22 protein-coding genes are annotated in these 26,996 nt (G+C 63.9%); 13 read left to right on the forward strand and 9 right to left on the reverse strand.

The features are described from left to right. The 5 genes from AB5Y95_RS08385 to nadK form a co-directional block, all read right to left on the reverse strand. Positions 1 to 371: biotin/lipoyl-binding protein (locus tag AB5Y95_RS08385; RefSeq protein ID WP_368160510.1), on the reverse strand; the 371-nt coding region annotated here is incomplete at its 3' end. A gap of 224 nt (positions 372 to 595) precedes the next feature. Then, the gene (locus AB5Y95_RS08390; protein ID WP_005303019.1) at positions 596 to 1,036 is read right to left on the reverse strand and encodes a universal stress protein; all 441 of its coding nucleotides are present in this window, start codon (positions 1,034 to 1,036) and stop codon (positions 596 to 598) included. Positions 1,037 to 1,414: 378 nt separating this feature from the next. After that, positions 1,415 to 2,308, reverse strand: coding sequence for a DHHA2 domain-containing protein (locus tag AB5Y95_RS08395; protein ID WP_126881409.1), 894 nt, complete (start codon positions 2,306 to 2,308; stop codon positions 1,415 to 1,417). A gap of 600 nt (positions 2,309 to 2,908) precedes the next feature. Beyond that, entirely contained in the window at positions 2,909 to 4,573 is a 1,665-nt protein-coding gene (recN, locus tag AB5Y95_RS08400; RefSeq protein ID WP_042051209.1) for a DNA repair protein RecN, read from the reverse strand. Positions 4,574 to 4,721: 148 nt separating this feature from the next. Further along, positions 4,722 to 5,606, reverse strand: a complete 885-nt coding sequence (gene nadK, locus AB5Y95_RS08405; RefSeq protein ID WP_005303013.1) for an NAD(+) kinase — start codon at positions 5,604 to 5,606, stop codon at positions 4,722 to 4,724. Between the two features lie 266 nt (positions 5,607 to 5,872). Here nadK and grpE point away from each other — a divergent pair, with 266 nt between their 5' ends. The 8 genes from grpE to AB5Y95_RS08445 all read left to right on the forward strand — a co-directional run bounded on the left by grpE (position 5,873) and on the right by AB5Y95_RS08445 (position 16,770). Continuing rightward, a complete protein-coding gene (grpE, locus tag AB5Y95_RS08410; RefSeq protein WP_208201130.1) occupies positions 5,873 to 6,448 on the forward strand; it encodes a nucleotide exchange factor GrpE in 576 nt (191 codons plus the stop codon). A gap of 271 nt (positions 6,449 to 6,719) precedes the next feature. After that, positions 6,720 to 8,648, forward strand: a complete 1,929-nt coding sequence (gene dnaK / locus AB5Y95_RS08415; RefSeq protein ID WP_005303009.1) for a molecular chaperone DnaK — start codon at positions 6,720 to 6,722, stop codon at positions 8,646 to 8,648. Positions 8,649 to 8,902: 254 nt separating this feature from the next. Next, the gene (dnaJ, locus tag AB5Y95_RS08420; RefSeq protein WP_005303007.1) at positions 8,903 to 10,045 is read left to right on the forward strand and encodes a molecular chaperone DnaJ; all 1,143 of its coding nucleotides are present in this window, start codon (positions 8,903 to 8,905) and stop codon (positions 10,043 to 10,045) included. 263 nt (positions 10,046 to 10,308) lie between these two features. After that, positions 10,309 to 11,799 (forward strand): carbohydrate porin, encoded by a 1,491-nt coding sequence (locus AB5Y95_RS08425; protein WP_214454933.1) that lies wholly within the window; start codon positions 10,309 to 10,311, stop codon positions 11,797 to 11,799. Positions 11,800 to 11,914: 115 nt separating this feature from the next. Further along, positions 11,915 to 12,871: an aminoimidazole riboside kinase gene (locus tag AB5Y95_RS08430; protein WP_368160778.1), complete on the forward strand. Its 957-nt coding sequence runs from the start codon at positions 11,915 to 11,917 to the stop codon at positions 12,869 to 12,871. Positions 12,872 to 12,952: 81 nt separating this feature from the next. Next, a complete protein-coding gene (locus tag AB5Y95_RS08435) occupies positions 12,953 to 14,317 on the forward strand; it encodes a sucrose-specific PTS transporter subunit IIBC (protein ID WP_124251056.1) in 1,365 nt (454 codons plus the stop codon). Beyond that, on the forward strand, positions 14,317 to 15,732 hold the full coding sequence (locus AB5Y95_RS08440) for a glycoside hydrolase family 32 protein (protein WP_368160518.1): 1,416 nt from the start codon (positions 14,317 to 14,319) through the stop codon (positions 15,730 to 15,732). The genes AB5Y95_RS08435 and AB5Y95_RS08440 overlap by 1 nt, the downstream gene beginning before the upstream one ends. Before the next feature lie 27 nt (positions 15,733 to 15,759). After that, positions 15,760 to 16,770, forward strand: a complete 1,011-nt coding sequence (locus AB5Y95_RS08445) for a substrate-binding domain-containing protein (protein ID WP_368160521.1) — start codon at positions 15,760 to 15,762, stop codon at positions 16,768 to 16,770. A 61-nt stretch (positions 16,771 to 16,831) separates the two neighbouring features. Here the strand turns inward: AB5Y95_RS08445 and AB5Y95_RS08450 are convergent, their stop codons facing one another. From AB5Y95_RS08450 to AB5Y95_RS08460, 3 genes are all read right to left on the reverse strand, one after another. Next, entirely contained in the window at positions 16,832 to 17,560 is a 729-nt protein-coding gene (locus tag AB5Y95_RS08450) for an MgtC/SapB family protein (RefSeq protein ID WP_368160524.1), read from the reverse strand. A 191-nt stretch (positions 17,561 to 17,751) separates the two neighbouring features. Continuing rightward, positions 17,752 to 18,126, reverse strand: coding sequence for a hypothetical protein (locus AB5Y95_RS08455; protein WP_019840178.1), 375 nt, complete (start codon positions 18,124 to 18,126; stop codon positions 17,752 to 17,754). Between the two features lie 425 nt (positions 18,127 to 18,551). Continuing rightward, the gene (locus tag AB5Y95_RS08460) at positions 18,552 to 18,737 is read right to left on the reverse strand and encodes a DUF2892 domain-containing protein (RefSeq protein WP_005302992.1); all 186 of its coding nucleotides are present in this window, start codon (positions 18,735 to 18,737) and stop codon (positions 18,552 to 18,554) included. 88 nt (positions 18,738 to 18,825) lie between these two features. Here AB5Y95_RS08460 and AB5Y95_RS08465 point away from each other — a divergent pair, with 88 nt between their 5' ends. From AB5Y95_RS08465 to AB5Y95_RS08485, 5 genes are read left to right on the forward strand one after another with little or no spacing between them, the layout of a single operon-like run. Beyond that, on the forward strand, positions 18,826 to 19,140 hold the full coding sequence (locus AB5Y95_RS08465; RefSeq protein WP_010633372.1) for a helix-turn-helix transcriptional regulator: 315 nt from the start codon (positions 18,826 to 18,828) through the stop codon (positions 19,138 to 19,140). Continuing rightward, the gene (locus AB5Y95_RS08470; protein ID WP_010633373.1) at positions 19,140 to 19,553 is read left to right on the forward strand and encodes a YeeE/YedE family protein; all 414 of its coding nucleotides are present in this window, start codon (positions 19,140 to 19,142) and stop codon (positions 19,551 to 19,553) included. The genes AB5Y95_RS08465 and AB5Y95_RS08470 overlap by 1 nt, the downstream gene beginning before the upstream one ends. A gap of 12 nt (positions 19,554 to 19,565) precedes the next feature. Beyond that, a complete protein-coding gene (locus AB5Y95_RS08475; protein WP_017765698.1) occupies positions 19,566 to 20,012 on the forward strand; it encodes a YeeE/YedE family protein in 447 nt (148 codons plus the stop codon). A gap of 36 nt (positions 20,013 to 20,048) precedes the next feature. Beyond that, positions 20,049 to 21,098, forward strand: coding sequence for an efflux RND transporter periplasmic adaptor subunit (locus AB5Y95_RS08480; RefSeq protein ID WP_267996663.1), 1,050 nt, complete (start codon positions 20,049 to 20,051; stop codon positions 21,096 to 21,098). Beyond that, positions 21,091 to 24,276: an efflux RND transporter permease subunit gene (locus tag AB5Y95_RS08485; RefSeq protein ID WP_368160528.1), complete on the forward strand. Its 3,186-nt coding sequence runs from the start codon at positions 21,091 to 21,093 to the stop codon at positions 24,274 to 24,276. Before AB5Y95_RS08480 ends, AB5Y95_RS08485 begins: the two co-directional genes overlap by 8 nt. 69 nt (positions 24,277 to 24,345) lie before the next feature. Here the strand turns inward: AB5Y95_RS08485 and AB5Y95_RS08490 are convergent, their stop codons facing one another. Further along, positions 24,346 to 26,781, reverse strand: coding sequence for a diguanylate cyclase (locus AB5Y95_RS08490; RefSeq protein WP_005302980.1), 2,436 nt, complete (start codon positions 26,779 to 26,781; stop codon positions 24,346 to 24,348). Positions 26,782 to 26,996 lie beyond the last annotated feature (215 nt).

A 26,996-nucleotide genomic window follows, 5' to 3' on the forward strand; every position in this document is an offset into this window, starting at 1 on the left:
TCGTTCTGCTTGAGCTGGGCCTGCTTGATCTTGAGCTGGGCGCGGCGGCTGGCGAGATCCGCCTCGGCGGTCTTGAGGTTGTTCTGGGCGATCAGCGGATCGATCTCGGCCAGCAGGTCTCCCTGCTTGACCTTCTGACCTGCCTCTACCGCCAGATAGGTGACCTGGCCCGAGACCTGGGCACCGACGTCTACCTGCTCGATGGCCTGCAGCACACCGCTGGCCAGTACGGTCTGCTCCACGTCCTGGCGGGTCACCTCGGCGGTCAGTACCGGCTCGGGAGCCTTGCTCGGCCAGGCCAGCCAGCCGATGGCGAGCACGGGCACGAGGGCGAGCAGGGCAATTTTTCTCTGCTTGGGAGTGATGTTCATTTTTCACCTGAAAGAAGCGAACGAAGGCGTGCAAGGGCAACATCCTGCAGCAAACGAGGCTCAAAAAACAGTGATGAATATGTAAGAAAACATGTAGATAGTCTTGTCACTAGCGTGCCCTGGTTGGGCTTCCTGGCGAGCAGACGGGGCGGGGGGCAGCGGGCGAAAAAGCCCGCTGCGGGCGGTCATTCGGGTACCCGGCCTGAGTCGGCGGGGGCCGGTCGTCAGCCGACGGCCTTGAGTTGTTCGGCGTAGGGCTCGTGGCAGATCTGGATGTCGAGCGGCAGCTTGTAGATAAGCAGGCGGGCCAGGGAGCCCTCCATCCAGTGGTGGCGACTGCCGACCAGCAGCAGATCCATCGGGTGAGTGGCCAGCCAGCGTTTCAGGTCAGGCACCACGTCATCGACCACCAGGCACTGGTAATCCACCGGGTGTTGCAGGGTGGTGATGAGCTCGCTGATGATGGCCTTGGCGTCCAGCGTACCCTGGGCGCTGCGCTCCTCTTCCGACAGCGACAGGCTGTTGCGGCGCATCTTGCTGCTGTGGGTCAGGTGCAGCAGGGTGAGCTCGCCCCCCATTCCTTGTGCCAATTGACTCGCTTTGGCCAGCGTCTCCTGCTCGTAATCCTTGCCTTCCAGCAACAGCACGATATTGGTTGAGGTCATAAGCAGTTCTCCCTTGGCATGGTGCGGGCCACCAGGGACAAACGGCCTGTCCCAGATCACTGTGTACCCGCTATGTGTCGCATAGCACGAACCTGTCTCTGTGGCTGCCGGTGTCAGCGGGTGTCGCTGATGCAGCGCCAGGGCATGCTCGTTTACATCATCATAACAGACTGAGTTGAATGGAAAATGAAGGAAAACCTGGGCTGGACGGGCAAATGACGTGCGAGCCGTCAAAAGTGTGAGCAAAGCCGGGATTGGCCCCTCTCTGGAGCCATGCCGGAGGGGGTTGGCTGGCAGACGGCAAGATAACAAGAGAGTGGGTGGGACGGGTGAGCAGAACGGCGAGTCCGGCGTGAAGCGGGACTCGCCGGGTCAGCGTCAGAGTGGCTTGCCTGCCAGATAGCTCGTCAGCCAGGGCAGCCCCTCTTTCTTGCGACTGACGGCGCCGATCAGCTGGATGGGGTGGGCGGGCAGGATGCCGTTGCTGGCGAAATGGAGCTGGCTGCCCCCCTGAGCCAGGTCGGTCAGCATCAGGACATAGGCATCCAGCCCATCCTCTGCCAGCCGCAGCTGCATAGCTTGTTCCAGTTCCGCCTGCCGGCTGTGCAGTTGACCCGGATCCATCACGCAGATCTGGCTGACATAGAGCTGGTAGCCGGCTATCTGGTAGGCCTTCTCGTCGGCGGTGAGCAGCTCGGCCATGGGGGCGTCACCGAGCTGGGTGCGGCGCTCCAGCAGGGTCTGGGCAAAGGGCTCCAGCGCCAGATCCGCCAGCGGCAGCAGGGCATGGACGGCGGCGCGATCGCGCGCCGTGGTGGTGGGCGAGGTGAGGCTGAAGGTATCGCTGATGATGGCCCCGAGCAGCAGGCGAGCCTGGGCGCGGGAGAGGGTATGGTAACCCATCAGCTCCAGCAGCACGGTGGCGCTGCAGCCCACGGCCCGGATCCAGGCATCGAGCGGCCCACGGGTAATGAGGGTGCCGATGCGGTGGTGGTCGATGAGGCCCTGCACGTCGGCCTCTGCCAGTCCATCCGGCCCCTGCTCCAGCTCGCTGAAATCCACCAGGAACACCTCTTTGTTGGCCACGCTGCCCTGCAGCAGGGGCGGGGCGGCGACGCCGGCGGTTTCCAGAATGAAGCGGGTTTCGGCGATGGGTTCGCCAAGGGCATAGGCCTGGGCAGGGCGGCCCTGGCGATTGAGCCAGTCGGCAGCCACCAGGGCGGTACAGATGCTGTCGCTATCGGGATTCTTGTGACCAAACACGTGGAGCATGGTGCCATTCCTGCGGTTGATGACGTACCTGAGGCAAGATCAGGTATGCGGGGCAAACGGGAAAACAGGGGCTTGCCCTGCTCTGGATTCACTCTATGCGCCGTCCCCGCTCATGGCAACCGGCGCAGGCCGCCCTGCGGCGGGCGAGACCCTGTTGTAAAAGGGGCGCTCACTCCTGCTGCTGAATCGCCTTGGGGCTGGGTAGGGAGGCAGACCCGGGCAGCAGATTAGGGCAGGGAGGCAAACTCGGACAGGGAGACAAGCGGAAGGAGATAGCTGTGTGGCAAGCGCCGGGGGATCGCCCATGGCCGCAAGGTTCACGCTGCAAGAGGTGGATAGGGGGATGGGCAAGCAAAGAGATTAGGCCGCGTCTCGGTATGAGCGAGAGGCTATGAGGCTTCGATCCGGCCAGGCAGGCCGTGACCATTCAAACCGCCAGAAAGTGATCTCTCGGGGGGTGAGCTCTCCAGAATGCGGCAACGGCGGCATGGTGATGATGCACCCGCCGCGGCGCAGCAAACCGCCGTCACCAGCAGGCGGGGTTACGCGGGGAACCTGATCCTCAACGTGGGCCCCGCGTGCAGATGGCTGACCTTTGCCTCAGCAGGCCAGCAGTTCGCGAGCGTTGGCCAGGGTGTTGTCGGTGATCTGATCGCCCCCCAGCAGACGGGCCAGCTCGTTGAGACGGGCACTTTGATCCAGCGCCTGCATCTGGGTTTCGGTGGTCTTGCCGTCGGTGTGCTTGCTCACCACCATGTGCTGGTGCCCCTTTCCTGCGACCTGGGGTAGGTGGGTGACCACCATCACCTGGGTCGATTCCCCCAGCTGGCGCAGCAGGCGCCCTACCACGGCCGCTGTCGGGCCGCTGATCCCCACGTCCACTTCATCGAAGATGAGGGTCGGCGTCGAGATCTTGCGGGCGCTGATCACCACGATGGCGAGGCTGATACGCGACAGTTCGCCGCCGGAGGCCACCTTGCCGAGCGGCTGGATGGGCTGGCCCGGGTTGGTGGTGACCATGAACTCCACCCGGTCGATGCCGAGCGGTGACAGGCTGCTCTGGGCATCGGGGCGCACCTCAATGGCGAAGCGGCCGTCCGGCATCGCCAGCTCGTGCATGCTGGCACTCACCTTGGCGCCGAGCTCTTCGGCATAGCGTTGGCGACTCTGGCTCAGGGCCTCGGCGGCCTGCACGAAGGCCTGGCGGGCCTCGGCCAGCTCGTCTTCCATCCCCTCCAGCCGTTCCTCGTCGGAGTTGAGGCGCGCCAGATCGGCGGCCAGCTCCTGATGGTGCAGGGCCAGCTCCGCCGGTTTGACGTGGTGCTTGCGGGCCAGGTTGATGGCTTTGGAGAGGCGGCTCTCCAGCTCGTTGAAGCGCTCTGGATCCAGCTCCAGCCGATCCAGGTAGCTGCGCAGCTCGCTGTGGCTCTCCTGCACCCCGATCAGGGCCTCGTTGAGCATGCCGAGCACGTCGCCCAGCCGGCTGTCCATGGCGACCAGCCCCTCGGCCCGATCGACGACAGTCTGCAGCAGACCGGCGATGGTGGTCTCCTCGTTGTCATAGAGCAGATCCAGACAGGCGCCGCACTCCTGCATCAGCTCGGTGCCGTTGGCCAGGCGCTGGTGCTCCTCTTCAATCTCTTCAAACTCCCCCTGTTGCAGGGCGAACTCGTCCAGCTCCTGCACCTGGTATTCGATGAGCTGGCGGCGGGCCTCCCGTTGCTGCTGCTCGGCCTTGAGCCGGTTGAGCTCGTTCTGCAGCTGGCGCCACTGCTGGTAGTGGCGGCGCACCTCATCGAGCAGCAGATGGTGGCCGGCGTAGCCATCGAGCAGGGCGAGCTGGTAATCGGGTTTGAGCAGCATCTGGTGGGCATGCTGGCCATGGACGTTGACCAGCAGCTGGCCCAGGTTCTTGAGCTGGGTGAGGGGCACGGGCACGCCGTTGATGTAGCTGCGTGAGCGCCCCTCGGCAGAGATGACCCGCCGCACTATGCATTCCCCTTCGTTTTCCAGCTCGTTGGTGGCCAGCCAGGCGCGAGCGGCCGGGTTGCCGTCCAGCAGGAAGCGGGCGCTGACCTCGCTCTTGTCACTGTCCGGTCGCACCATGCCGGCTTCGGCACGCTCCCCCAGGCACAGGCCCAGGGCATCGATGGCGATGGATTTGCCCGCCCCGGTCTCACCCGTGATGCAGGTCATGCCCGGTTGCAGATCGAGTTCGAGAAACTTGACGATGGCGAAGTTGTTGACGGTCAGCTGGGTCAGCATGGTCTCATCCTGTATGGGCCAACATTACTGTGTATGCATCCAGTATATACTGGTTTTCCATACAGTAAAGATGTCGCCGCGGGACGGAATGCAAAACGGCCCGCGCCAGGGACCGTTTTGTGAGGGAGATGGAGTGCAGGGCTGGGGATCAGAACAGCTTGCTGCCCCAGCCGAGCTTGTTGCGCAGCACGTGGAAGTAGCTGTAATCGAGCGGATGGACCAGATGCAGCTTGTGGCTGCTCTTCTTGATGAGGATCTCGTCCCCCGGGTGGACCGCCAGCGTCACCTGACCGTCGCAGCTCACTTGCATGGCGTCGTCCTGATTGTCCGGTGAGACCAGCAGCCGCACCTCGCTGTCGGCGTCCAGCACGATGGGGCGGCTGCTCAGGGTGTGCGGGAACATGGGCACCAGCGTGATGGCGTTGAGCTTGGGGGTGAGGATGGCGCCCCCTGCCGACAATGAGTAGGCGGTGGAGCCGGTGGGGGTGGCCACTATGATGCCGTCCGAGCGCTGGCTGTACATGAAGCTGCCGTCGATGTAGACCTCGAACTCGATCATGTGGGCAATCTTGCCCGGGTGCAGCACCGCCTCGTTGACCGCCAGGTTGTTGGACTTGCGCTCGCCGTGGCGATAGACCGCCGCCTCCAGCAGGAAGCGATGCTCGCTCTTGTAGTGGCCGCACAGCACCTGCTCCAGTGGCAGCAGGTAATCCTGCGGCGAGAGATCGGTGAGAAAGCCGAGGTTGCCCCGGTTCACCCCGATCACCGCCACGTCGAAGCGCGACAATACCCGCGCCGCCCCCAGCATGTTGCCGTCACCACCGACCACGATGGCGAGATCCGCCTGCTGGCCCAGTTGCACCAAGTCCATCACGTTCTCGTCCATGATGCCGAGGGCGTGGGCCACCCGGCTCTCTACCAGCACCCGAAAACCGCGGGTGGTCAGGTATTGATGCAGGCCGGTCAGGGTCTGGTTGGCCCCTTCGTGGTGGGGCTTGCCAATCAGGGCGATGGTTTTGAACGGAGAATCCATGGTCTGTCGGGTCTGGGATGAGTATTGGGGGGAGTATACCGCGCTTTGGGGGGGATTTGTCTGCTGCCGGCGTGTCCGCTTGTGCCATGGGGCGGGAAAACGCCGTAAATTGCCTGTCGCTTCACCTCCTTGGCGATAATGGCGCCCTTTTCCCCTTGAAAGCCGGGGATCCATCCCCATAATAGCGCCAACATAGTCGGCCCGTTGCCGTCCGGTCGCGCAACCGGAGAGCGGGCCCTCATAAGTAACCCGCAATTGGAGATGTCATGAACCACGAAGAACAAAAGGTTGAAGCGATGGAGCAAGTGGAAGCCCAGCCAGTCGAGACGACCGATGTAGACAGTGAAGTGACAGCCGAGCAGGCCCGCATTGCCGAGCTGGAGGCGCAGCTGGAAGCTGCCCAGCAAGCCTCTGCCGAAGAGCGCGAGCGCGCCATTCGTGCCGTCGCCGAGATGGAGAACCTGCGTCGTCGCGCGGCGCAGGACGTGGAGAAGGCGCACAAGTTCGCGCTGGAGAAGTTCGCCGCCGAGCTCTTGCCGGTGCTGGACAACATGGAGCGCGCCATCGAGCTGGCCGACAAGGAAAACGACGCCCTCAAGCCGATGATCGAAGGGGTCGAGCTGACCCTGAAATCCATGCAGAGCGGCGTGGCCAAGTTCGGTCTGGCGGCGCTGGATCCGACCAACCAGCCGTTTGACCCCAACGCCCATCAGGCGATGAGCATGGTGCCGAGTGCCGACGTGGCGCCGAACACCGTCATCGCCGTGATGCAGAAAGGCTACGAGCTGAACGGTCGCGTGATCCGTCCGGCCATGGTCATGGTATCCAAGGCCGTCGACTGAGTCGGCGCTTGATGCCCAGGCCCGCCGCTTGGCGGGCTTTTTGTTGTGTATCCCTGCGGTGCGTCATGGCCCGGCCATGACAAAAGGTGGGGTTTTTGCAGGGCGGGGCTTGAAGTGGCCACTTGCGACCCCATATAGGATGCAAGGCCACGGCGGCACAAAAAATTTGATGCCGGGAGCTTGAAAGCCAGATTGGCAGGCCCCACCTAGCCGTTAACGCATTAAGGCGAGCCCCTCGCCAGTTTATTCAAAGTATTTGGAGATTCGTCAAATGGGTAAAATCATCGGTATTGACCTGGGTACTACCAACTCCTGCGTCGCTATTCTGGATGGCGACCATGCTCGCGTGATCGAGAACGCGGAAGGCGACCGTACTACTCCGTCCATCATTGCCTATGCCGATGACGGCGAAATCCTGGTTGGTCAGCCGGCCAAGCGTCAGGCCATCACCAACCCGAAGAACACGCTGTTCGCCATCAAGCGTCTGATCGGCCGTCGTTTCGAAGATGACGAAGTACAACGTGACCTGAAAATCATGCCGTACGCCATCGCCAAGGCCGACAACGGTGACGCCTGGGTCGAGGTGAAAGGCAAGAAAATGGCACCGCCGCAGATCTCTGCCGAAGTGCTGAAAAAGATGAAGAAGACCGCCGAAGACTACCTGGGCGAGCCGGTCACCGAAGCCGTCATCACTGTACCGGCCTACTTCAACGACGCCCAGCGTCAGGCCACCAAGGATGCCGGTCGCATCGCCGGTCTGGATGTAAAACGCATCATCAACGAACCGACTGCAGCTGCTTTCGCCTACGGCGTCAACAAGGTCAAGGGCGAGCGCAAGGTTGCCGTCTATGACCTGGGTGGCGGTACCTTCGACATCTCCATCATCGAGATCGACGAAGTGGAAGGGGAAACCACCTTCGAAGTACTGGCGACCAACGGTAACACCCACCTGGGTGGTGAAGACTTTGACAACCGCGTCATCAACTACTTGGTTGACGAGTTCAAGCGTGAGCAGGGCATCGACCTGCGCAACGACCAGCTGGCCCTGCAGCGTCTGAAAGATGCCGCCGAGAAAGCCAAGATCGAGCTCTCTTCCGCCCAGCAGACCGACGTCAACCTGCCGTACATCACTGCCGATGCCACCGGTCCGAAGCACATGAACATCAAGGTGACCCGCGCCAAGCTGGAATCCCTGGTGGAAGACATGGTGAAAGACTCTCTGGAGCCGGTTCGTGTCGCCCTGAAAGACTCCGGTCTGGCGGTTGGCGAGATCGACGACGTGATTCTGGTTGGTGGTCAGACCCGTATGCCGCTGGTTCAGAAGACAGTTGCCGAGTTCTTCGGCAAAGAGCCGCGCAAAGACGTCAACCCGGACGAAGCCGTGGCCATGGGTGCTGCCATCCAGGGTGCCGTGCTGTCCGGTGACAAGACCGACGTACTGCTGCTGGACGTGACCCCGCTCTCCCTGGGTATCGAAACCATGGGCAGCGTGATGACTGCGCTGATCGAGAAGAACACCACCATCCCGACCAAGAAGTCCCAGGTGTTCTCCACTGCCGAAGACAACCAGTCTGCCGTGACCATTCACGTGCTGCAGGGTGAGCGCAAGCGCGCCAGCGACAACAAGTCCCTGGGCCAGTTCAACTTGGAAGGCATCCGTCCGGCACCGCGTGGTCTGCCGCAGATCGAAGTGACCTTCGACATCGACGCCAACGGCATCCTGCACGTCTCCGCCAAAGACAAGGAGACCAACAAGGAGCAGAAGATCACCATCCAGGCCTCCTCTGGTCTGTCTGATGACGAGATCGAGCGCATGGTACGTGAAGCCGAAGCCAACGCGGCCGAGGACAAGAAGTTCGAAGAGCTGGTGCAGGCCCGCAACCAGGCTGATGGTCTGGTCCACTCCGTGCGCAAGCAGGTGACCGAAGCCGGTGAAGCTCTGCCTGCCGACGACAAGACCAAGGTCGAAGCTGCACTGAGCGAGCTGGAAACCGCCATCAAGGGCGACGACAAGGCCGTTATCGAGGCCAAGCAGCAGGCACTGCTGGAAGCGTCCCAGAAGCTGATGGAGATTGCCCAGCAGCAGGCTCAGGCGCAAGGCGCCGCCGGTGCTGACGCCGGTCAGTCCTCCTCTTCCGCCAAGGCTGACGACGACGTGGTCGACGCCGAGTTCGAAGAAGTGAAAGACGACAAGAAATAAGCCCGACCCAGATGGGCGAAGTCCGCTTCGCCCATCGGCTCAGAATCTGTTCACGGTCTGTCACGAGAGGCCGTCAGCAAGGTAAAGCGCAGCGCAGGAACCGGAGTGTATGTGAATACATGAGGATTCCGAGCAGCACATGAGCCTTGATCACGGCTTCGTAGAAAGAGTGTGAGCAGATTCGTCAATGAATTTACGGGCGTTGGGTAACCAACGCCCGTCTGCGTAACTGCTGATATAGCAACAGGATAAGTATGTCGAAGCGCGATTTCTACGAAGTGCTGGGGGTATCGAAAGATGCCGACGAGCGCGAGATCAAGAAGGCGTACAAGCGTCTGGCCATGAAGTATCACCCTGACCGCAACCAGGGGGATGCCGGTGCCGAAGAGAAGTTTAAAGAGGTCAAGGAAGCTTACGAGATCCTGACCGATGCCAACCTGCGTGCCCGCTATGACCAGTACGGCCACGCCGGCGTGGATCAGAGCCAGGGTGGCGGTGGCCACGGCGGCTTTGGCGGTGGCGCCGATTTCGGCGACATCTTCGGCGACGTGTTTGGCGATATTTTCGGTGGCAGCCGTGGTGGTGGCCGTCGCGGCCCGGCCCGTGGCTCCGACTTGCGCTACACCATGGAGCTGACCCTGGAAGAGGCGGTACGCGGGGTCTCCAAGGAGATCAAGGTACCGACCCTGGTCCACTGTGAAGTGTGTAACGGCTCCGGTGCCCACACCGGCAGCTCTGCCCAGACCTGCCCGACCTGCCACGGCTCCGGCCAGGTGCAGATGCGTCAGGGCTTCTTCGCGGTGCAGCAACCCTGTCCGCACTGTCACGGCCGCGGCAAGATCATCAAGGATCCGTGCCGCAAGTGCCACGGCGAAGGGCGCTACCAGAAGACCAAAACCCTGTCGGTCAAGATCCCGGCTGGCGTCGACACTGGCGATCGCATCCGTCTCTCCGGCGAAGGGGAAGCGGGGGAGGCCGGCGCACCGGCGGGCGATCTGTACGTACAGGTGCACGTCAAGGAGCACGAGATCTTCGTGCGTGACGGCAACAACCTCTACTGCGAAGTGCCCATCAGCTTTACCGCGGCAGCCCTGGGTGGCGAGATCGAAGTGCCGACCCTGGATGGCCGGGTCAAGCTCAAGGTCACCCCTGAGACCCAGACCGGCAAGATGTTCCGCATGCGGGGCAAGGGCGTCAAGTCCGTGCGCTCCGGCCAGGTGGGGGATCTGATGTGCAAGGTGGTGGTGGAGACCCCGGTCAAGCTGACCGAGCAGCAAAAAGAGCTGCTGCGCCAGCTGGACGAATCCTTCAGCGGTGCCGCCGCCAAGACTCACAAGCCGAAATCGGAAGGCTTCTTCGAAGGGGTGAAACGCTTCTTCGACGATCTGACCAGCTGATGTTCGCGACCCAGATATCAAGAGCCGGCCCTGTGCCGGCTCTTTTTTTGCCCCAGCTTTAGCAAGATCCCCGCTTATTGAGTGGATCCCGATGAGGGATCTTCCTCACAACTTCCGCCAATTCCTGCTGTACGAATGTTATCCCGCTCACACTTGAGCTGAAACGGTTTAGCTGATGTATTGAGTTAGCTAAATTGGTTTAGCTATGCTCTCGTCGTCGATAACAACAGGCCCGACCGGGCAACAGATGACAGGTGAGGACGATGACGATGTGCAAGCACAAGTTGGCGCTGGCGGTAGCGCTGGGATTGGGGATGAGCAGCCCGTTGTGGGCGGCGGATGGCGGTATCGAGGCCCGTCTGGCGGCGCTGGAGGCGCGGGTGCAGGCGGCCGAGGCGCGCGCCACCGCCGCCGAAGCGCGGGCCGATGAGGCCCAGAGCAAGGCAAACGAAGCCCGCGAGACGGCCGTGGTGGCCAAGGCCCAGAGCGAGAAGGTGGACAAGCAGACCGCCGGGGCCCAGGGTTTCGAGTTCCACGGCTATGCCCGCTCGGGCCTGCTGGTCAACGGCAATGGCAACGGCGGTCGCGGCGGCCCCTACATCACCCCGGCCGGCTCGGTGGGTGGCGCCGTGGGTCGCCTTGGCAACGAGGATGACACCTACATGGAGGCCAACCTGCTGAAGACCCAGACCTTCGCCGATGGCAGCTGGGCCCGCTACAAGTTGATGCTGGCGGACGGGGTGGAGACCAGCAACGACTGGACCGCTAGCGATTCCAGTCTCAACACCCGCCAGGTGTTTGCCGAGATCGGCAATCTGGCGAGCTTCGACGGTCCCTTCAAGCATGCAGTGCTGTGGGCGGGCAAGCGCTTTGACCGGGACAACTTCGATATCCACTGGCTCGACTCGGACGTGGTGTTCCTGGCCGGCACTGGCGGTGGCGTCTACGACGTGCAGCTGGCCGACAGCTGGAAGGCGAACTTCTCCCTCTACGGACGCGACTACGGCGACATCAGCGCCAGCGGCCTCTCCGACATCGAGAGCTACATCCTCACCATGAACAACCGCGTCGGCAACTGGCAGTGGATGGTGAACGGCCTGTCGGCCAAGGACAACGAGGCGCGCATCAACGACGGTGGCGCCGGCAGCGAGGCGGCGAACAAGGGGGCGCACACCCTGCTGGCCTACCACGCCGACAGCTTCTTTGGCATCAACCCAGGCTTCTCCAAGGCGGCCGTGCTGTATGGCCACGGCCTGGGTGCCGAACTCAAGGGGCTGGGTTCCGACAGCGAGCTGCTGGCGGACGCCGATGCGGTGCGAGTCGCCGTGTTTGGCGCCACCGATCTCGCGCCCCGCTGGCGTATCGCCCCGGCCCTGCTGGCCGAGCAAAGCAAGGATCGTTACGTGAAGGGGGACGAGTACCGCTGGGTGACCCTCAATGGCCGGCTGGCCCAGGTGCTGAGCCAGAACGTCGAGCTGGTCTACGAGGCCACCTGGCAGTACATGGATCTCGATCCCAAGGGCTACAAGGGGCGTCAGGCGGTGAGTGGCGACTTCACCAAGCTCACCTTCGCCCCCACCTTCAAGGCGCAGACCGCCGGCTTCTTCGAGCGGCCCGAGTTGCGGGTATTCGCCACCTGGATGGACTGGTCCTCCGAGCTCGACCACTACGCCAGCACCGATGCCATGGGTCAGAGCAACTTCACCGCCGGGGGCGAGTGGAACTTTGGCGTGCAGATGGAAACCTGGTTCTAGTTCGTTATCCCGATCACAAAAATGGCAGCCGGCGGCGGGATCTGTTGGTTGGCTAAAACGGTTTAGCTGATAATGCCAACCAACAAAACAGAGTCCGGGTTTGACTGTCGATCCGATGCAGCAGTGGAGTAGCAAGGTGACGAATCGTGTGTGGGTAATGGGGGATGCGGTGGTGGACTTGATCCCGGAAGGGGGGCAGCACTACCTCAGGTGTCCGGGGGGCGCGCCAGCCAACGTGGCGGTCGGGGTGGCCCGGCTCGGTGGAGAGTCGGCCTTTATCGGCCGGGTCGGCGCCGATCCCTTCGGCCGCTTTATGGCCGACACCCTGGCCAGCGAAGGGGTCGACACCCGTCACTTGATCCTGGATCCGGCCCATAGTACCAGCACAGTGTTGGTGGAGCTCGATGAGGCAGGGGAGCGCAGCTTCACCTTTATGGTGAGGCCCAGCGCGGATCAGTTCCTGACCCCCACCGATCTGCCGGTCTTCCAGGCCGGGCAGTGGCTGCTCACCTGCTCCATCGCGCTCGCCAACGAGCCGGTACGCGGCAGTTGTCTGCAAGCCATGGCGGCCATCAAGGCTGTCGGGGGGCGGGTCTGCTTCGACCCCAACCTGAGGCCCGAGGTGTGGGGCAACCCGGCCGAGATGCTGCCCGTGGTGCGCGAGGCCATCGCCCTCGCGGACGTGGTCAAGCTCTCGGGGGAGGAGCTGCAACTGCTAAGCGGTCTGGACGATCTGGCGACGGGGCTCGCCACCATTTCAGGCCCGGCCCTGGTGCTGGTGACCCGGGGGGCGGCCGGCGTGGTGGCTCGTCTCGGCGGCGAGCTGCTGGAGTGGGTGGGGCCCAAAGTGACGCCCATCGACACCACGGGGGCGGGGGATGCCTTCGTCGCCGGATTGCTGGCGGCCCTGGCCGAACGGACCTCGCTGCCCGCTCTGGATGAGCTGCCCGCCATCCTGGCCCGGGCCCACGGCTGCGGGGCGCTGGCTACCACCGCCAAGGGGGCCATGACGGCGCTGCCGAGTCGCATCGAACTGGATGCCTTTTTGCGATCGGGTGCAAGCGGTTGTTGATCCGCGGCTAGAGCCGCGGGTCGACAGACCCTACTCTCATGTGACAAGGGCCTGCCGATGGCGGGCCATAAGAGGAAGAATATGAATATCAGTGCGATAGCCAAGGATCTTGTGCCCCTGCTCGGGGGCAAGGAGAACATCGTCAGCGCCGCCCACTGCGCCACCCGGCTGCGGCTGGTGCTGGCGGACGACAGCAAGGTGAACAAGGCCGCCATCGACAAGCTGGACGGGGTCAAGGGGTGCTTCAGCAACGCCGGCCAGATCCAGGTGATCTTCGGCACCGGCCTGGTCAACAAGGTCCATGCGGAGTTCGTGGCGCTGACCGGTGCCGGCACCGCCAGCAAGGCGGAGCTGACCGACATGGCGGCGGCCAAGCTCAACGTGGCCCAGCGCCTGGCGCGGACCCTCTCCAACATCTTCGTGCCCATCATTCCGGCCATCGTCGCCTCCGGCCTGCTGATGGGGCTGCTCGGCATGGTGCGCACCTATGGCTGGGTCAACGCCGACAGCGCCCTCTTCATCATGCTGGACATGTTCAGCTCGGCGGCCTTTGTCATCCTGCCGATCCTCATCGGCTTCACCGCGGCGCGCGAATTCGGCGGCAACCCCTATCTGGGGGCGACCCTTGGGGGCATCCTCACCCACCCGGCCCTGACCAACGCCTGGGGCGTGGCGGGGGGCTTCAAGACCATGGACTTCTTCGGGCTGGACGTGGCCATGATCGGTTATCAAGGCACCGTCTTCCCGGTGCTCTTGGCGGTTTGGTTCATGTCCCACCTGGAGAAGCAGCTGAGAAGGCGCGTCCCCGATGCCCTGGATCTCATCCTCACGCCGTTCCTGACCGTCATCATCACCGGCTTCGTGGCGCTGCTCTTCATCGGCCCCGCCGGGCGGGTGCTGGGGGATGGCATCTCCTTCGGCCTGAGTGCCCTCTATGAGCAGGCGGGCTGGCTGGCGGGTCTGGTGTTTGGCGGGACTTATTCGCTTATCGTCATCACCGGCATACACCACAGCTTCCACGCCATCGAGGCGGGCCTGCTGGCCAATCCGCAGATCGGCGTCAACTTCCTGCTGCCCATCTGGGCCATGGCCAACGTGGCCCAGGGCGGCGCCTGTCTCGCGGTCTACTTCAAGACCCGGGATGTAAAGATCAAGGCCATCACGGTGCCGGCGGCCATGTCCTGCCTACTCGGCATCACCGAGGCGGCCATCTTTGGTGTCAACCTGCGCTACATCAAGCCCTTCCTGGCCGGTCTGTTTGGCGGGGCCTGCGGCGGCGCTTACGTAGTGGCGGCCAAGGTGGGGATGACGGCGGTGGGGCTGACCGGGATTCCAGGCATGGCCATCGTCCAGCCCATGAGCCTCATCCACTACATAATCGGGCTGGTGATCGCCTTTGGCGCCGCCTTCGCCGCCTCCTACCTGCTCAAGTACAAGGTGGAGTGATGAAGGACGTTGCATTGCTCAACCAGATTGTCCGGTCGCTGCTGGCCGGACAGCTCAAGGCGGCGGCCGATCCCCATCGGCCCCGCTGGCACCTGGCAGCCCCGGTAGGGCTGCTCAACGACCCCAACGGTTTTATCGAGCACGGCGGGCGCTACCACCTCTTCTACCAGTGGAATCCGCTCGGTTGCGAGCACCGCAACAAGGGCTGGGGCCATGTCAGCTCTACCGATCTGCTGCACTGGCAGCACGAACCGGTCGCCCTGCTGCCCACCGAGGCCTATGAGAGCCACGGCTGCTATTCGGGCTCGGCGGTGAGCGACGAGCAGGGGCGTCTGACCCTGATCTACACCGGCAATGTCAAGTACCCGGACGGCAGCCGCACTGCCTACCAGTGCTTGGCCCGCGCCGACGGTGAGGGCGGTTTTGCCAAGCTGGGGCCCGTGCTGGATCTGCCCGAAGGCTACAGCGGCCATGTGCGCGACCCCAAGGTGTGGCACGACGGCCGGCAGTGGCTGATGGTGCTGGGGGCCCGCACCCTGGATGACAAGGGGGAGGTGCTGCTCTATCGCGGCGACGCGCTGGATGGTTGGACGCTGGTGGGCCCCATCGCCGGCAGCGGGCGCGGTGGGCTTGGGGAGTTCGGCTATATGTGGGAGTGCCCGGATCTGTTTGCTCTTGGTGAGTGCCATGTGCTGATCTGCTGTCCCCAGGGCATAGACCCCCGAGGGGAGGATTATCGCAACCTCTACCAGTGCGGCTGGCTGGCGGGCGACTTCGACGGCGAGCACTTCGCGCACGGTGCCTTCCACGAGCTGGACCGAGGCTTCGAGTTCTACGCCCCCCAGACCACCCAGGACAGCCAGGGGCGCCGCCTCTTGTTCGCCTGGCTGGGGTTGCCGGAGGAGAACGAGATGAGCCAGCCCACCGTCGAGCATGGCTGGATCCACCAGATGAGCTGCCCACGGGAGCTGTTCTGGCAGGACGACTGGCTCTGCCAGCGGCCGGTGGCGGAGATCGCGGCCCTCAAGGGGGCTCCGACCCGCTTCGAGGGAGCGCCGGACGAGCTGCCTGCCCTGGCCATCGACTCGGCCTGGCTGGACCTGGCCTTGAGCGGGGAGGGACGCCTCGGGTTCGGCGCCGTGGCCGAGCTGGTGTGGCAGCCGGGGCGCCTTGTCCTGCGCCGGCAGAACTGGCAGAGCGGGGAGTGGGAGGAGCGATCCTGCCCCTGGCTGGGTGGCAAGATCACCGTCTTGTGCGATCGATCCAGCCTGGAGTGTTTCGTGGATGGCGGTCGCCAGACCCTGTCGACCCGCTACTTCCCCGGTGAAAACCCAATACTTTCCGCACGTTGTGACGGTGATGACAGCAAAATTTGCCTCGATCACTGGCCGCTGGCGGCCTGCCTTGTACAATAGCCCGGTGTCAGTTTGCCGGGAGGTCAGGTGGAGAAGAAGAAACGGATCACGATTGCCCAGATAGCCACGCTCGCGGGGGTCTCCAAGGCCACCGCCAGCCTGGTGCTCAACGGCAAGAGTGCGGAGTACCGCATCGCCGACGACACTCGCAAGCGGATCCAGGCGGTGGCGGACGAGTGCCACTACCAGCCGAGCATCCATGCCCGTTCCCTGCGGGCGGTGCGTAGTTACACCTGGGGACTGGTGATCCCCGACCTCACCAACTTCGGTTTCGCCAGCATCGCCCGGGCCCTTGAGGCCCACTGCCGGGAGGCGGGGATCCAGCTGCTCATCGCCTGCTCCGAGGATGACCCCACCCTGGAGCAACGGGTGGTGGACAACCTTATCAGCCGCCAGGTGGACGGCCTCATCGTCGCCTCGAGCGGCCACAGCGACGACATCTATGCCCGCATTCACGACCGTCTGCCGGTGGTGCAGCTCGACCGCCACATCGGCGAGTCGCGCCTGCCCATGGTGATCTCGGATGCCTGCAAGGCCACCGCCGAGCTGGTGCAGGACATGGCGGCCGGTTGCGGGGAGGAGATCTACTACTTCGGCGGCCTGCTGGATCTCTCCCCCAGCCGCCACCGGTTGGCGGGCTACGAGCTGGGTCTGCACCGCGCCGGGCTGGAGGCCACATCAGACCGGGTCCGTCACCGTGACTACCAGCCAAGCTCGGGCTATCAGCTGATGGCCGAGCTGGTGGCCGAGCTCGGGACGCCGCCCAAGGGGCTCTTCACCGCCTCTTTCACCCTGCTCGAAGGGGTGCTTCGCTACCTCAACGAGACGGGCCTGATGGAGACAGGGATGCGGCTGTGCACCTTCGACGATCACGACCTGCTCGACTGCATCCCCATGCGCATCGACTCGGTGGCCCAGGACTGCCCGGCCCTGGCTCGCGCCGCCTTCGAGCTGATGCAACAGCTTATCGCGGGCAATCCCCCCACCCAGACCGCTCAGGTCATCCCCCCCAGGGTGCGCTGGCGCAGCCGCCGCTAACCCGGAAAGATGAAAAAGCCCCGCCAGTGCGGGGCTTTTTGCTGTTGGGCGAGATCTCGTCTCAATCCGTGGTACTGGCGCGCCAGAACACCTGTTTGATGTGAGGGTGGATGCCGAGCTTCACCATCAGGGCGTCGAGCTCGTCGCCATCGATGGAGGTGGCCAGCAGCACCGCGGATATCTCCAGATCCCGCTCGCCGAAGGGCTCGATGTCGAGCTCGCTCAACGGATAGTTGGCCTGCTCCAGCATCTCTTCCAGCCAGTGCAGCACCTCCTTCTGGTATTCGCGCTGGGTGAGGGCGGTCACCCGGTAGGTCACCTCGGTGTCTGTGTTGTCCACCGGGCGGCGGTTGATCTGGTTCACCAGCGGGCGCAGCAGGGTGTTGGCGGCCAGCACGAACAGGGCGCCGAGGATCGCCTCCATGGCCAGCCCGGCCCCGCTGGCGGCACCGACCGCGGCCACCCCCCACAGGGTGGCGGCGGTGTTGATGCCGCGGATGTTGCCGGATTCGCGCATGATGACGCCGGCGCCGAGAAAACCGATGCCGGAGACGATGTAGGCCACCACGTGCACCACCCCGTAGGTGCCGCCGTGCAGGTCATAGATGCGCTGGGCCAGGTTGACGAACAGGGCCGCGCCCACCGCTACCAGCACATTGGTGCGCAGGCCCGCGGTACGCTGACGATACTGACGCTCCAGCCCCACCAGACTGCCGAGCACGAAGGCGAGCAGCAGGCTGGCCAGGGTGTTGAGCAGGGAAATCATGTCCAATTGTTGCCACATTCTCATGGCGTACTCCTTCTGTTGCAGATGGCCTTCCTGAAGGCGGGCGAGGGTTCCCTTGCCTGATCCCCGTGCGTGAAGGCCATCACCTCATCGAAAAAACGCACGGAAAACCCGACCCGGCCATGCAGGATGGCGGGCTGGGCTGCGAAACGGATTGAAAGGGGCCAGCGTGGCTGGCCCCGGTTATGGCTTGCTCAATTGAGCGCCGGTTCGGGGTCGCGGCGCGGATGCAGCTCCCAGCGAACCGGGTGATGTACCCCCACCTGGTGCACGAACTGCACCAGGTAGCGCCGCTGGGGCGGGGTGCAGTGCAGATTGAGCACCAGCTCCCGCCCGCCGCTGCGACCGGGTCGCAGGGACTGCAAGGGGTGCAGGCCCGCCGGTTGCAGGGTGTGGTTCACCAGATCCAGCACCTGCTCCATGTCGGCCCGATCCTCGCAACGGATCTGCAGCCGGTAGTGGTGCTGGCGCTCCTTGCCACGCAGCCAGAGCGGCAACATGCCGCGACCCAGTCTGCTCAGCAGGGGGTGAGTCCGGTTGGTTACGGACAGGGTTGAAATAAAACGCATAGCAGCCTCCTTGTGGGAAGCAGAAACTATGCAGGCATGGCGGCCATGGCTTTTGGCCAATGGTCACCAGACGTCAAGTGTAAAAAGAGAAGAGGGGAGTGGATTTCCGCTTCTCGCAGGGCTGCGAGCATGCGGCAGAGGATGACCTGCGGCTAGCTCGCGACCCGGGTACCGACGACGAGGGTCGGTCTACAACTGTCACTTGATGAGTTGCCCACTGATGGTCTCCGCTGTTGATGGACGGCCTGATGGTACTCATCCAGAGCGGTGGGGTAAAGCCTCATCGCCCATTTAGCAACATTTAGATACAAGTTCGTCAATAGTCGGGGCCGGCTGGCTACCTCCGTGGCCATAAGAGGGCAGCGGGATGCCCCGCCCCCTCATCCCGCCCCAGATGGCAGGTTTTTCTCTACCTTGGCGCGCCGCTATTTCAGCCCCAGCCGTTTGAGGATCATTGCGGCCGGGCAGAAGCCGGTGAAGGCGCTCTGGATCAGGTTGACCCCGACAAAGACGCTCAGCCAGACAAAGCCCGGGTGCACCCAGGCGGTGAGCAGCAGCGACAGCAACAACATGCAGCCCGCGACCACTCTTACTCCGTTTTCTACTGTCATGACCTTCTCCTTAGTTAATTTAGATATTGCTAATTTAGTGTCACTTTATACAATAGAACCAAATATCAGCAATTGCTAATTTACTCCCATGAGCCAATTCGACGAGATGAACAGACACGCGACGGCCGCCGCCTCCCTGCTCAAGGCGCTGGCTCATCCCGAACGCCTGATGGTGCTCTGTCAGTTGGTGGAGGGGGAGAAGGGAGTCGGGGAGCTGCTGGCCCGCAGCCAGCTCGGCCAGTCGGCCTTCTCCCAGCAACTGTCGGTATTGAAGCGCCAGGGTCTTGTTCGCTCGCGCAAGGTCTCCCAGCAGATCTACTACTCGCTGGTGAGCGAGGCGGCCGCCGATGTGCTGGCGGCGCTGCAAACCCATTTTTGTCACTCAGAAAATAAGGAATCTTGATGATGGAAAGCCAATGGCTGCTCTCCCTGGGGGGCGGCATGCTGGTGGGGCTCGCGGCCCTGATCCTGATGCTGTGCAACGGCCGGGTGGCCGGGATCAGCGGCATTCTGGCCGGTGCGCTGCAACACAGGGCGCCGTGGCGACTGCTCTTCCTGCTGGGGTTGGGAGCGGGAGCCTGGCTGGCACTGACGCTGGGTTGGGCCAGCATGCCTGCATTCACCGCGCTGCCCGCCTGGCCGCTGGTGCTGCTGGCCGGTCTGCTGGTGGGCATCGGCACGCGTTTTGGCAATGGCTGTACCAGCGGCCACGGCATCTGCGGCATGGGGCGGCTCTCCGTGCGCTCCATAGTAGCGACCCTCACCTTCATGGCAACCGGTGTGCTGACCGTGTTTCTGACTCATCATCTCTTCTAGGAGGCTATTGCGATGACCTTGTTGACAAGTCTGCTCGCCGGTTTGCTGTTTGGTCTGGGTCTGGCCATCTCAGGCATGATAGACCCCGCCCGGGTCACCGGTTTTCTCGATCTGGCCGGCGCCTGGGATCCCAGCCTGGGATTCGTGATGGGGGGCGCCCTGCTGGTCTTCATGCCGGGTTATTTCTTGCTGGTGAAGCCGCGGCGCCTGAGCCTGCTGGGAGAGCCCATGGCTGTGGTGCCAGCCCCCAAGCTGGATCGCCGCCTCATCGGGGGATCTGCCCTGTTCGGCATAGGTTGGGGATTGGTGGGGATCTGCCCTGGGCCTGCCTTGAGTCTCATTTCCAGTGGCCAGCCCATGATATTGTTGTTCGTAGCCGCCATGGTGGCCGGGATCTTGCTGGTTGATCGGGTCCTGGTGAAGGTGCGGGAGAAGCGCTGCCACGCCCGCTCCGCCTGAATGGATTGCCCCCGCTGCCGGGGAAGGAGAACTATCATGGAACCGATCCGCTTGCCGGGAGCCATTCTGCTGGCCGTGACATCTGCGCTTGTCTCTCCCATGACGCAGTCGACGGCATGGTCTGCCGAGACGAATGGCGAGGCGGCCCTGATTCTGGCTCCCCGTCAGGTGACTGACTGGCTCACCCTGGATGGCACCGTCAGTGCCATCCATCAGGGGACGGTGGCGGCCCAGACTGGCGGTCGGGTCTCCCGCATGCTGGTGGATGTGAACGATGAGGTGGTGGCCGGGCAACCCCTGCTGGAGATCAGCGGCAAGGAGCAGTTTGCCGCCGTGACCGGCGCCGAGGCGCGACTGGCCCGGGCTCAGGCCCAGCAGGTGGAAGCCGAGCGCCAGCTCGCCCGCTTCCAGGCGCTGATAGCCAAGGGGGTGATCACCCGCGCCCAGCTCGACAGCGCCCTGTCGAGCGACAGATCTGCCCGCGCCGAGGTGAACGCCGCCGAGGCCGCCCTCACCCAGGCTCGGGAGGCCTACGGCTATACCCGCATCCTCGCCCCCTACGCCGGGGTGGTCACCAAGCGGCTGGTGGAGCTGGGGGAGACGGTGGCCCCCGGCACCCCGCTGCTCTCGGGCTTCTCCCTCGATGCCCTGCGGGTAGAGGTGGAGCTGCCCCAGTCCGCGCTGGCCCTCGCCGGCCAGCCGTCGGATGCGCAGGTGTTGCTGCCGGATGGCAAGGCCGTTACCCCCCTCAAACTGACCCGCTTCAACTACGCCGACAGCCAGAGCCACGCCTTTCGGCTGCGCCTCGACTTGCCGCCGCAAACCGCCGGGGTATTGCCCGGTATGTGGCTCAAGGTGCAGCTCAAGCAGGGCGAACGTCAGTTGCTGCAGGTGCCGGAGCAGGCCCTGCTCCGGCAGGGTGAGTTCAGCGGTCTCTACCTGAAGGAGGGGGATGGCTGGGTGCTGACGCCGGTGCGGGTCGGCCATTGCCAGGCAGGGCAGTGCGAGATCCTCGCGGGCGTCCAGAGCGGCGATCGGGTGGCACCAGATGGCTGGGCGCGCCAGCAGGCGGTGGCCCATGAGTAACGACGCTCACGACAACAAGAACAAACTGGGGCCGGCCGGCCGGTTGGCGGCCCTGTTTCAGGGCTCGGCCATCACCCCGCTGCTGGCGCTGGTGGGGCTCTTGCTCGGCCTGTTTGCGGTGCTGGTAACCCCCAAGGAGGAGGAGCCCCAGATCGATGTCACCTTCGCCGACGTCTATATCCCCTTTCCGGGGGCCAGCCCGGCGGAGGTCGAATCCCTCGTCACCACTCCCGCCGAACAGGTTATTTCCCAGATAAAGGGTATTGATACCCTCTACTCCTTCTCTCGCCCTGACGGCGCCCTGCTGGTGGTGGTGTTCAAGGTGGGGGTGAGCCGCGAGCAGGCCATCGTCGATCTCAACAACCAGCTCGACTCGAACCGCGACTGGCTGCCCCAGGGGCTTGGCGTCGGCCAGCCACTGGTCAAACCCAAGGGGATCGACGATGTGCCCATCGTCAGCCTGACGCTCTGGAGCAAGCAGCTGGGGGCCGCCGAGCTGACCCGGGTTGCCCACGAGCTGGAGACCGAGCTCAAGCGATTGCCCGGCACCCGCGATATCTACAGCCTGGGCGGTCAGCGCGCCGTGCTGAGGGTGATGCCGGATCCGGCCGCCCTCAGCGCCCACGGCATCAGCTGGGGTGAGCTCAACCAGCGGCTCGCCGCCGCCAACCAGGCGGGCAACGAGCAGGCCGTGGTGCAGGACAATCGGGAGATCAAGGTGCAGGTGGGGCAGTTCCTGCAGAGCGAGCAGGAGGCCCGCGAGCTGGTGGTGGGCCTGCACGATGGCAAGCCGGTCTACCTCGGCGAGGTGGCCCAGGTGTCCCTTGGGGAGGAGACCCCGGTGCAGCGCAGCTGGATGGGGCAGGGTGAGCAGAGCCATCCGGCAGTGACCCTGGCCATCGGCAAGCAGCCGGGGCAGAACGCGGTAGAGGTGGCCAAGCGGGTGGAGGCCCGGGTCGAGAGTCTCAAGAACCGGCTCATCCCCGCCGGGGTCGAGGTGACGGTGACCCGTGACTATGGCGTCACTGCCGAGACCAAATCCAACACCCTCATCGGCAAGCTGATTTTTGCCACCACGGCGGTGGTGCTGCTGGTGCTGGTGAGCATGGGGTGGCGCGAGGCGCTGGTGGTGGGCATCGCCATCGTCATCACCCTGGCACTGACCCTGTTTGCCAGCTGGGCCTGGGGCTTTACCCTCAACCGGGTGTCCCTCTTTGCCCTTATCTTCTCCATTGGCATCCTGGTGGATGACGCCATAGTCGTGGTGGAGAACATCCACCGCCATCGCGGTTTGGGAAAGGATTCGCTCAAGGATCTCATTCCGGGCGCGGTGGACGAGGTAGGTGGCCCCACCATACTCGCCACCCTGACCGTCATCGCGGCCCTGCTGCCGATGGCGTTTGTCAGCGGCCTGATGGGCCCCTACATGAGCCCCATCCCCATCAATGCCAGCATGGGGATGCTTATCTCGCTGCTGGTGGCCTTTATCTTCTCCCCCTGGCTGGCGGGCCATCTGCTCAAGAGCGAGGGAGATGTCGCCCACGGCGAGGCCAGGGCCGGGCTCTTCCAGCGGCTGATGACCCCCTTCCTGATTGGCGCTGGCGCCAGGAGCTCGAGACGCAAGCTCTGGCTGGCCATCCTGTTGCTGGTGGCGGGGGCCGCCGCCATGCCCATGGTGCAGTGGGTGGTGCTCAAGATGCTCCCCTTCGACAACAAGTCGGAATTCCAGCTGGTGCTCGACATGCCGGAGGGGGTGACCCTGGAGCAGACCGAGCGCACCCTGCTGGCGGTGGGGCGGGAGCTGGCCAGGGTGCCCGAGGTGAAGGATTACCAGATCTACGCCGGCAGCGCCGCCCCCATCAACTTCAACGGGCTGGTGCGCCACTACTTCATTCGCAGCGGTGCGAATGTGGGGGACATCCAGGTCAATCTGGTGGACAAACACGATCGCCATCGCAGCAGCCACCAGATTGCCCAGTCGGTGCGCGCCCCCTTGCAGGCCATCGCATCCGCAGCCGGCGGCAACCTGAAAGTGGTGGAGGTGCCCCCCGGCCCGCCGGTCTGGTCACCCATCGTCGCCGAGGTGTATGGCCCCACGCCGGAGCTGCGTGAGGCGGCGGCCCGCGCCGTAGAGGCCCGCTTCGTGGCGACGGCGGATCTGATGGATGTGGACATCTATCTGACCGACCCCCAGCCCAAGTGGCGGCTGGTGGTGGATCGCAGCAAGGCGGCCCGCTTCGGGGTTGATCTCGGCGATCTGGTGGCGACCCTCAACGGCGGCGTGGGCTATCAGGATGCCAGCTGGCTGCATGGTCAGGGCGCCAAGTACCCGGTACCGATCCGTGTCGAGCTCACCCCCGGCGACAAGCGGGATCTGGCCGGCATCCTGGCGCTCAAGGTGCGCAGCCAGAGCGGGCAGCTCATCCGGGTCTCCGAGCTGGTGAGTCGCCGCGACGAGGTGGCCCCCAGCTACATCATGCACAAGAACATGCGGCCCATGGTGATGGTGGTGGCCGACATGGGGGGCCATGCCGACAGCCCGCTCTACGGCATGTTTGCCGCCGGAGCCGATATCGACTTGCCCCAATATTACGTGCAGCAGCCGGATAAATTGGGGGAGGTAGCGCTGTTGTGGGACGGGGAGTGGAAGATCACCTACGAGACCTTCCGCGACATGGGGATAGCCTACGGAGTGGGGATGATCCTCATCTACCTGCTGGTGGTGGCCCAGTTCCGCTCCTATCTGGTGCCGCTCATCATCATGGCGCCCATCCCGCTCACCCTGATCGGGGTGATGCCGGGCCACGCCCTGCTGGGGGCCCAGTTCACCGCCACCTCGATGATCGGCATGATAGCCCTGGCCGGGATCATAGTGCGCAACAGCATACTGCTGGTGGATTTCATCGAGCAGCAGCGCAGCGCCGGTATGGCGTTCGAGCAGGCGGTGATCGGCGCCGCTCAGGTGCGGGCCAAGCCCATCTTGCTGACGGCGCTGGCGGCCATGATCGGTGCCCTGTTCATCCTCGATGACCCCATCTTCAACGGCCTGGCCATCAGCCTCATCTTCGGCATTCTGGTCTCCACCCTGCTCACCCTGGTGGTGATACCGCTGCTCTACTACAGCCTGATGTCGCGCCGGGCGGAGGGGGGCACGGCAGATGTGCCGGGCGCACAATGACAGAAGGGCCACCCGGGTGGCCCTTCTCGTTTCACACGTTCAGGGAGGAGATATGCCGGCTGGCGGGGCTCAGCGCCCCTTCATCAGCGGGAAGTAGCGCCGATCGGCCTGGCTCATGTGGCCGACCACCAGCTCCTGAATGATGAAGTTGAGCAACTCGTCGTTGCCAAGGGTACCCGCCCTGGCGGCGGTCATCAGCTGGTCAGCCTTTTGCAGCAGCAGCTGGTGGTCTTGCTGGTGGCTGGTGAACTCGGGATAACCCAGCTCGGCCAGCACCTGCTCTTCGAAGGTGAAGTGGTGGCGTGCCACGTCGAACAGATTCTCCATGCACTCCAGGAACAGGGCGGGGTGCTCCTGGTGATCCTTCATGTGCTCCAGCAGCCGGTTGGTCAGCACGAACAGCTGGCGATGTTCGGCATCGATGCGCGGGTGGCCGCACTCGTGGCTGCTCTGCCACACCAGCGAGCCCTGTTCCGGATCCAGTCCGGCGGTATAGAGGCAGACCCGGCCGCGCCCTCGTCCCTTGGCCTGATACATGGCCTGATCGGCGTGGTGCATCAGGGTCTTGGGGTCGGTGCCGTGCTCCGGGTAGAGGGCCACTCCTATGCTGCTGGAGATGCGCAGCTCCTGCTCCTCGTCGATGCGAAACGGGTGGCGCAGGCGCTGGTGCAGGTGGTCGGCCACCGTCAGCGCCTCGTCACCGGTATCGGGCAGCAGGATCACGAACTCGTCCCCGCCAAGGCGGGCCACCAGGTCCCGCTCCCGCACGCAGTGGCGCATCCGCTCGGCCACCATGTTGAGCAGCACGTCACCGGTCTCATGACCGAAGGTGTCGTTGATCGGCTTGAAGTGGTCGAGATCGATGAACAGCAGGGCGAGTTGGGCCACCTTGCCCTCCATGACCTCCTTCAGCCGCTGCTGCAGCAGGCGGCGGTTGGGCAGGTTGGTGAGCGGGTCGTAGAAGGCGAGCCGGCGCATCATCTCCTCCCTGGCGGCCCGCTCGGTGATGTCGCGGGTGACCCCCAGGATCGCATCGGGTTGGCCCTGCTCGTTGCCATGCAGGGTGGTGATGGTCTCGGTGGCCACCAGATGTCCCTCCTTGTGACGCAGCTGGGTACGAATGACACAGCGGGTCTGCTCGTGATCGCCGCGCTGCCAGGCGGCGAGGGAGCCGCTCAGCTCGGCGCGCAGCTGCTTTCTGGATGTCTCCGGAATAAGCTGCCTGAGGGGGAGGGTGAGCACATCGGTGGGGTCGTAACCGCTGAGCGGCTGGATGGCGGGGCTGACATAGCGAAAGCGCAGGGTGGTGGTGTCCATGGTCCAGATGACGTCGGCACTGTTCTCCGCCACGAAGCGGTAGTGCTGCTCGCTCTGGGCCAGCTCGCGGGTCAGTCGCTGTCGGCCGCGCGCCTCCTGGCGCAGGCGCAGATAGAGGTAGCAGAAGATGCCGAGCAGGGTCAGCAGGGAGAGGGTGATCAGCATGGCCACCGCCACGCTCTTGTCGAGCAGCTGGCGCTGCTGGCGGATCCGCTCCCTATCCGGGTTGTAGAGGAAGTGCTCCAGATCGGGCAGGGCCGACAGCAGACCGGCGTCGAGATAGTTCCTGGCGATCTGCTGCCAGCGCTCCGGCTGCATGTAACCGGGCTCGACCAGATCGGGCTGCATCAGCTCCCGGGTGGTGTCGGCCTCGAACTGCAGCAGATCACGGCCGGCGCCGCTCGGGTAGTTGGTCACGATCCAGTCGATCATCTCGGCAGGGTTGTCCATGGCGTAGCGCCACCCCTTGAGGGTCGCCTGCTGGAAGGCATAGACCCGCTCCGGCCGGCTGTTCAGCTCGCGTTCCGAGGTGAACAGGTTGTCACCATAGAAGTCGAAGTCGATGCTGCGGGGGGAGAACACCCGGTAGGGGATGCCCATCTTGGCCAGATAGAAGGGCTCGGTGGTGCTGTAGGCGCTGATGGCATCCGTCTTGCCCGCCAGCAATGCCTTCAAGCCCTGCCGGTAGGGCTGCTTTATCCAGCTCTCCGGTGGCGTGTGGCGGTTGAGGTAGATCTGCAGCTCCTGGGAGCCGGGCTCCAGCATCAGCCGCTTGCCCGCCAGATCCGCCGGCTGGCGAATGTCGGGTCGCTCCAGGGTGAGCAGCACCAGTGGCGAGTGCTGCAACATGGAGGCCAGCACCACGATGGGCTGGCCGCTGGCGCGGGCCAGCAGCAGATCACTGCCGCTGATCCCGAACTGGGCATTGCCCGACATCACCTCGTTGACCACATCGGTGCCGGTCATGGCGGGTCGCAGCGTGACATCCAGACCGGCGGCTCGATAGAAACCCTTGGCCTGGGCCGCGTAATAGCCGGCAAACTGGAACTGGTGTTGCCAGGGCAACTGCACTGTCACCTTGTCAATCACCGCCTTCGACGGCGGTGAAAAAAAGGCGCAAAACATCGCCGAGCCAAGCATTGGCAGGTACCAGAGCAGGCGATGAAGGGAGGAATTTACGACGCTCATACTCATTCCTCTCGGGAGACGATGGTCCGTCCTAGAGTCAAACAATTCCTTGTTGCCCGCAAGGGGGCGAAAGGGCGCTATAACAGGGGATGCGTAACAGAAAAAATGATTTCTGTGTCATTCATCACATTTGGCCTTCCTGCTCGTTATTTTTGGCAATTAAGCGAAGAATTACGGAGCCATATGACCTATAAAAATGGTCGCATTTTAGTCGT

The sequence above is a fragment of the Aeromonas sp. R5-3 genome (assembly GCF_040908225.1).
Taxonomy (GTDB): domain Bacteria; phylum Pseudomonadota; class Gammaproteobacteria; order Enterobacterales; family Aeromonadaceae; genus Aeromonas; species Aeromonas dhakensis.